This window comes from Catenibacterium sp. UBA627 (assembly GCF_002299355.1).
In the GTDB taxonomy this organism is placed as follows: domain Bacteria; phylum Bacillota_I; class Bacilli_A; order Erysipelotrichales; family Coprobacillaceae; genus Catenibacterium; species Catenibacterium mitsuoka.
Window position 1 is genome coordinate 1 of the sequence record NZ_DBPF01000044.1, and the last position, 6,841, is coordinate 6,841.

Annotated in this window: 5 protein-coding genes and 1 pseudogene; all 6 read right to left on the reverse strand. The window is 38.5% G+C overall.

From position 1 onward, the window contains the following. Positions 1-19: 19 nt before the first annotated feature. Positions 20-1,696 (reverse strand): biosynthetic-type acetolactate synthase large subunit, encoded by a 1,677-nt coding sequence (gene ilvB / locus B2S90_RS03015; protein ID WP_278779405.1) that lies wholly within the window; start codon positions 1,694-1,696, stop codon positions 20-22. 16 nt (positions 1,697-1,712) lie between these two features. Continuing rightward, a complete protein-coding gene (gene ilvD / locus B2S90_RS03020; RefSeq protein WP_055232807.1) occupies positions 1,713-3,386 on the reverse strand; it encodes a dihydroxy-acid dehydratase in 1,674 nt (557 codons plus the stop codon). A gap of 9 nt (positions 3,387-3,395) precedes the next feature. Further along, positions 3,396-4,478, reverse strand: coding sequence for a 3-isopropylmalate dehydrogenase (gene leuB / locus B2S90_RS03025; RefSeq protein WP_022424399.1), 1,083 nt, complete (start codon positions 4,476-4,478; stop codon positions 3,396-3,398). Between the two features lie 5 nt (positions 4,479-4,483). Continuing rightward, entirely contained in the window at positions 4,484-4,975 is a 492-nt protein-coding gene (gene leuD, locus B2S90_RS03030; protein WP_006505167.1) for a 3-isopropylmalate dehydratase small subunit, read from the reverse strand. Beyond that, the gene (gene leuC, locus B2S90_RS03035) at positions 4,975-6,252 is read right to left on the reverse strand and encodes a 3-isopropylmalate dehydratase large subunit (RefSeq protein WP_055232804.1); all 1,278 of its coding nucleotides are present in this window, start codon (positions 6,250-6,252) and stop codon (positions 4,975-4,977) included. Before leuC ends, leuD begins: the two co-directional genes overlap by 1 nt. A 94-nt stretch (positions 6,253-6,346) precedes the next feature. Continuing rightward, positions 6,347-6,841, reverse strand: a pseudogene (locus B2S90_RS03040) (ketol-acid reductoisomerase); the annotation flags it as partial.

Consider the following 6,841-nt stretch of genomic DNA (forward strand, 5'->3'; position numbering starts at 1 on the left):
TTATTTCAAGCCTTTTTAATTACTTATTAATATCTGCTTCATCAAATACTTCCGCAATAGAGCTTCCTGGCGCAACCATTGGGAATACTTTATCATCATCATCAATGATACATTCGATTACAACTGGACCATGATAATCCACTGCTTCCTGTAAAGCAGGCATCACTTCTTCTTTCTTAGTAACACGGATGGCTTTACAGCCTAATCCTTCTGCTACCTTACAGAAGTCTACCTTATCATGAAGTACTGTTGCACTATAGCGTTCACCATAGAATAATGTCTGCCACTGTCTTACCATTCCAAGTACATGGTTATTAAGTACTACTTCAATGATTGGGATATTGTAACGTGATGCAGTGGCTAATTCATTGAGGTTCATACGGAAACATCCATCCCCTGCAATATTGAATACTAACTGATCAGGACAGCCATATTTAGCTCCCATTGCTGCACCTAGTCCATAACCCATAGTACCAAGTCCACCAGAACTTAAGAACTGTCTAGGACGTCTATAGTGATAATACTGAGCTGCCCACATCTGGTTCTGACCTACTTCAGTTGTAATAATAGCCTGAGAATCAGTGAAGTTATCAATCTGTTCAATTACATATGGACCAGTTAATCTAGACTGATCATAAGTTAAAGGATAACGATCCTTTAATGTACGTACTTCCTTCATCCATCCTGGATGGTTCTGTTGTGTTAAAGTTAAATTTATAGCTTCAATAACATCTTTTGCATCTCCGACAATACCTAAATCAACAGGCACATTCTTATCGATTTCTGCATCATCGACATCAATATGAATAATCTTTGCATTCTTCGCAAATGTATCCACATTACCTGTAATACGGTCACTAAAACGTACACCAATCGCAATCAATAAATCACATTCTGATACACCGATATTACTTGCTTTAGTCCCGTGCATTCCTAGCATCCCTGCATAACGTGGATTAGTGCCGTCATAAGCCCCTTTACCCATTAATGTATCAGTAACAGGTGCATCGATCTTTTCTACTAATTCTTTTAAAGCTGCACTCGCCTGAGAGGTAATACATCCACCACCGACAAATACGAATGGCTTTTCTGATGCTTCAATCATCTCTACAGCTTTCTTAATAGAAGCTGTAGGGAATGTATAATGACGGCTGCCAATGACATCTGGCACCTTTTTAGTATATTCACATGAACTTACAGTCGCATTCTTAGTCATATCGACTAGTACTGGACCTGGACGACCTTCTTTCGCAATCTGAAATGCTTTACGAATAGTAGGAGCCAATTCTTCTGGTGATTTACAAATAAAGTTATGTTTAGTAATAGGGATAGTCACACCCTTGATATCAATTTCCTGGAAGGCATCTTTACCTAAGGCATTAACACCTACGTTGGCAGTTAAAGCAACTAAAGGAATAGAATCCATCATGGCTGTCGCAATACCTGTGACAAGGTTAGTGGCACCTGGTCCACTTGTTGCCATACAGACGCCCACTTTTCCAGTGGCACGTGCATAACCATCAGCTGCATGAGCCGCCCCCTGTTCATGAGATGTAAGGATATGATGAATCTTATCCTGATATTTATATAAACTATCATAGACTTCTAGGATTGTCCCTCCTGGATAGCCAAAGATAGTATCAACGCCCTGTTCAAGAAGGCTTTCTACTACAATGTCCGATCCTTTCATTAACATTTTGGATTCTCCCCCTTTACTTATCATTTGGCTGTAATACAGCACCTGTATTGGCACTTGTTACCTGTGCAGCATAACGTCTTAAGTAACCTGTAGTGATACGAGGTTCTCTTGGCTGCCATTTAGCACGACGTGCTTCTAATGTAGCATCATCTACAGCTACATTAATTTTATTATTTGGAATATCAATAGAAATCATATCTCCTTCTTCAATTAAAGCAATAGGTCCTCCTACTGCTGCTTCAGGAGATACATGTCCAATAGAAGCCCCTCTAGTTGCCCCTGAGAAACGACCATCTGTAATTAATGCAACATCTTTATCAAGTCCCATACCAGCGATTTCACTTGTAGGAGATAACATTTCTCTCATACCAGGACCACCTTTAGGACCTTCATAACGAATAACAACAACGTCACCCTTGACAATCTTACCAGCACGAATTGCCTTGATTGCATCATCTTCACTATCAAATACTCTCGCTGGTCCAGTATGTGTCATCATTTCAGGAGCCACTGCAGCTGCCTTAACGACACAGCTATCAGGTGCAATATTACCCTTTAATACCGCAATACCACCTGTTTTCATATAAGGGTTATCAACAGGACGGATGATTTCTGGATCTAAGTTTACACATCCTGCAATATTTTCTTTAACAGTCTTACCAGTACATGTGATACCTGTTGTATCTAAGATACCTAATGAATCAAGTTCATTCATGACTGCATATACGCCACCGGCATCATCTAAATCTTCCATAAATGTAGAACCTGCTGGTGCTAAGTGACAAAGGTTTGGTGTATATTTAGAAATTTCATTCGCAATTTCAAGATTTAATTCAACACCTGCTTCATGTGCGATAGCTGGTAAATGAAGCATTGAGTTTGTAGAACATCCTAAGGCCATGTCCACTGTCATCGCATTCTTGAATGCAGCAGGAGTCATGATATCTCTTGGTTTGATGTTCTTTTCTACTAATTCCATGATCTTCATACCAGCATGTTTCGCAAGTCTGATACGTGCTGAATAAACAGCTGGAATAGTTCCATTACCACGAAGACCCATACCGAGTGCTTCTGTTAAACAGTTCATAGAGTTCGCTGTATACATACCTGAACATGAACCACATGTTGGACATGCTTTTTCTTCAAATTCTTCAAGATGTGCCGCATCTAGAGTACCTGCATTATATTGACCAACAGCTTCAAATAGTGAAGAAAGACAAGTCTTCTTACCATTTAATTTCTTACCTGCAAGCATTGGTCCACCTGATACAAAGATAGTTGGAATATTTAAACGTGCAGCTGCCATTAATAAGCCTGGAACGTTCTTATCACAGTTAGGAATCATAACAAGACCATCAAACTGATGTGCTGTCGCCAGACATTCTGTACTATCTGCAATTAATTCTCTTGTAACGAGTGAATATTTCATACCTGTATGGTTCATCGCAATACCATCACATACTGCAATCGCAGGTACTTCAACTGGTACACCGCCCGCTAAATAAACACCTTTCTTAACTGCTTCACTGATCTTATCGAGATTCATATGACCAGGAACAATTTCATTATATGAACAAACTACCCCGATTAGAGGTCTTTCTAATTCTTCTTCTGTCATGCCTAAGGCATTGAAGAGTGAACGATGAGGTGCACGTTCTACTCCTTTTTTTACATTATCACTTCTCATATTAGCCTCCTAAAGTCTTTCTACTACAGCATCACCCATCTGTGATGTAGATACTTTTGTCATTCCTTCTTTATAAATATCAACTGTACGGATATTATCCGCAAGAACCTTTTCTACTGCTTTTTCAATACATGCTGCTTCTTCATCCATATCAAATGAATAACGTAGCATCATAGCAGCACTTAAGATAGTCGCAAGTGGATTCGCAATATTCTGTCCTGCAATATCAGGTGCACTGCCATGGCTTGGTTCATACATACCTAGACTGTCTTCACGAAGTGAAGCACTTGATAACATACCAATAGAACCTGTGACCATAGATGCTTCATCACTTAAGATATCCCCAAACATATTCTCAGTGAGGACAACATCAAACTGTGCTGGATCTTTAACTAACTGCATGGCACAGTTATCTACAAGCATATGTTCTACTTTTACTTCTGGGAAGTCCTGAGCCACTTCATTCACAATCTTACGCCATAAGCGAGATGTATCTAAAACATTGGCTTTATCCACACTTGTAAGTTTCTTACCACGTTTCATCGCAATTTCAAATCCTCTTTGTGCGATACGTCTAATTTCATGTTCTGAATAAACAAGATTATCATGAGCCACTAATTCACCATTGATTTCTTTTGTGTTTCTTTCACCAAAATATAAACCACCAGTAAGTTCTCTTACGATAATCATATCAAAGCCTGCTTCTGATGTGCTTTCCTTTAAAGGACATGCACCTGCAAGTTCTTTATATAAATAAGCAGGTCTTAAGTTTGCGAACAAACCTAATTCTTTTCTAATCTTTAATAATCCTGCTTCTGGTCTTAATGTAGGATCTAATTTATACCATGGAGATGTATTAGTATCTCCCCCAATAGAACCTAATAATACAGCATCGCTGTTTTTTGCGACTTCCAATGCCTCATCAGTTAATGGGACTCCATAAGCATCAATAGAACAGCCTCCCATGAGGATATTCTTGTAATTGAATGTATGATTATATTTCTTTGCGATGGCATCAAGTACCTTAATTGCTTCATTCACAATTTCAGGACCGATTCCATCACCTTTAATAACCGCAATATTCTTTTCCATATCCTCTATCCTTTCTTATTATTGACATAGTTTACAAGACCACCCTGTTCAATAATCTTCTGCATGAATGGTGGGAAAGGCTGACCCTGATATTCTGTATTCTTAGTGAGGTTATAAATCTTACCTGTTTCATAATCTACTTTTACTTCATCGCCATCATCAATACCATCTACGGCTTCTGGACATTCAAGAATCGCAAAACCGATATTAATAGAGTTACGATAGAAGATACGTGCAAAGCTTTTTGCGATAACACATGAAACACCTGCTGTCTTTAATGCAAGAGGGGCATGTTCTCTTGATGAACCACAGCCAAAGTTCTTCTTTGCGACAATAATATCACCAGGTTGGACTCTTTCTACAAATGTAGGATCTAAGTCCACCATAGCGTGACTTGCTAATTCTTTGGCATCAAATGAATTAAGATATCTTGCTGGAATAATAACGTCTGTATCAACGTTATCACCATATTTAAATACTCTACCTTTAGCTTCCATTAGTTATTACCTCCGAATTTTTCTGGATTTGCGATATAACCTGCAATCGCACTTGCAGCTGCTGTTTCAGGAGATGCAAGATAAATTAATGATTCTACATCACCCATACGTCCAACGAAGTTTCTATTTGTAGTAGAAACACACTTTTCACCTTTCGCAAGTACCCCCATATGACCACCCATACATGGACCACAGCTTGGTGTATTGACAGCACATCCTGCTTCTACAAATGTTTCTAGAATACCTTCAAGGATACATTGTAAGTAAATCTTCTGAGTTGCTGGTACAACCATCACTCTCACATTATCAGCCACTTTCTTACCTTTAAGAATAGCGGCTGCTTTTCTTAAGTCTTCCATACGACCATTTGTACATGATCCAATAACAACCTGATCAATATAGATCTTATCCATTGCTTCAATTTCATCCACAGTCTTTGCATTACCTGGAAGATGAGGGAAAGCAACAGTTGGTCTAATAGCAGATAAGTCTACATCTACCACTTCTTCATATTCTGCGTCTTTATCTGCTTCATAGATCTTATAGTCACGTTTAGCATGTTTATCTAAGTATTCAATAGCGGCTTCATCAACAGGGAAGATACCGTTCTTAGCTCCTGCTTCAATAGCCATATTACAAATAGTGAAACGATCTGCCATAGATAATTCTTTGACACCCTCACCCGTAAATTCCATTGATTTATATAATGCTCCATCTACACCAATACGTCCAATAATATGTAAAATAACATCCTTACCAGATACGTATTTTGGTAGTTTACCATGAAGATTAAATTTAATGGCTGAAGGCACCTTGAACCATAACTGTCCAGTCGCCATACCTGTCGCAATATCAGTTGTTCCTACACCTGTAGAGAAAGCACCAATAGCCCCATAAGTACAAGTATGTGAGTCTGCACCAATGACAGCATCACCTGCCACAACAATGCCGCTTTCAGGTAAGATAGCATGTTCTACACCACATTTACCCTGTTCCATATAATGTGTTAATCCCTGCTCACGAGAGAATTCTCTGATTGCTTTAGAGTTCTCTGCAGATTTAATATCTTTATTAGGTGTAAAGTGATCTGGCACTAAGACAACCTTATCTTTATCAAAGACCTTATCAGCCATTTTCTTAAAGATTGGTAAAGCCATAGGTCCTGTAATATCATTTGCCATTACGATATCTACATTTGCTTCAATTAATTCACCTGCATGAACTTCTTTTACTCCCGCATGATCAGCTAAGATCTTCTGCGTCATTGTCATTCCCATTATATTTCCTCCTCAAGTTATTTTTGAATGTTGTAACGAGAAAGTACGAATGTACTTCCTCGTTACAACACACAAAGTGTGTGTTGCTTAGTGATTAGTTATTTAAAAGTTTATCTTCATCAGACCAAGAATATAATGAACGGATATCAGCACCTACTTTTTCACATTCATGTTCATTGTGTAACTGTCTCATTGCTTTGAAGTGAGCCTGTCCACCTGCTGCTGACATTTCAAGTAAGAATTCTTTAGCAAATGAACCATCCTGGATATCAGCTAATACTTTCTTCATTGCTTTCTTAGTGTCTTCAGTGATTAATTTAGGACCTGTGATATAGTCACCATATTCTGCAGTATTAGAAATAGATTTTCTCATACCTTCGAAACCAGACTGGTAGATTAAGTCTACGATTAACTTCATTTCATGGATACATTCAAAGTATGCATTCTTTGGATCGTAACCAGCTTCTACTAATACTTCGAAACCAGTCTGCATTAACTGACATACACCACCACAAAGAACTGCCTGTTCACCAAATAAGTCTGTTTCAGTTTCAGTTCTGAATGTAGTATCTAATAGACCAGCTCTTGC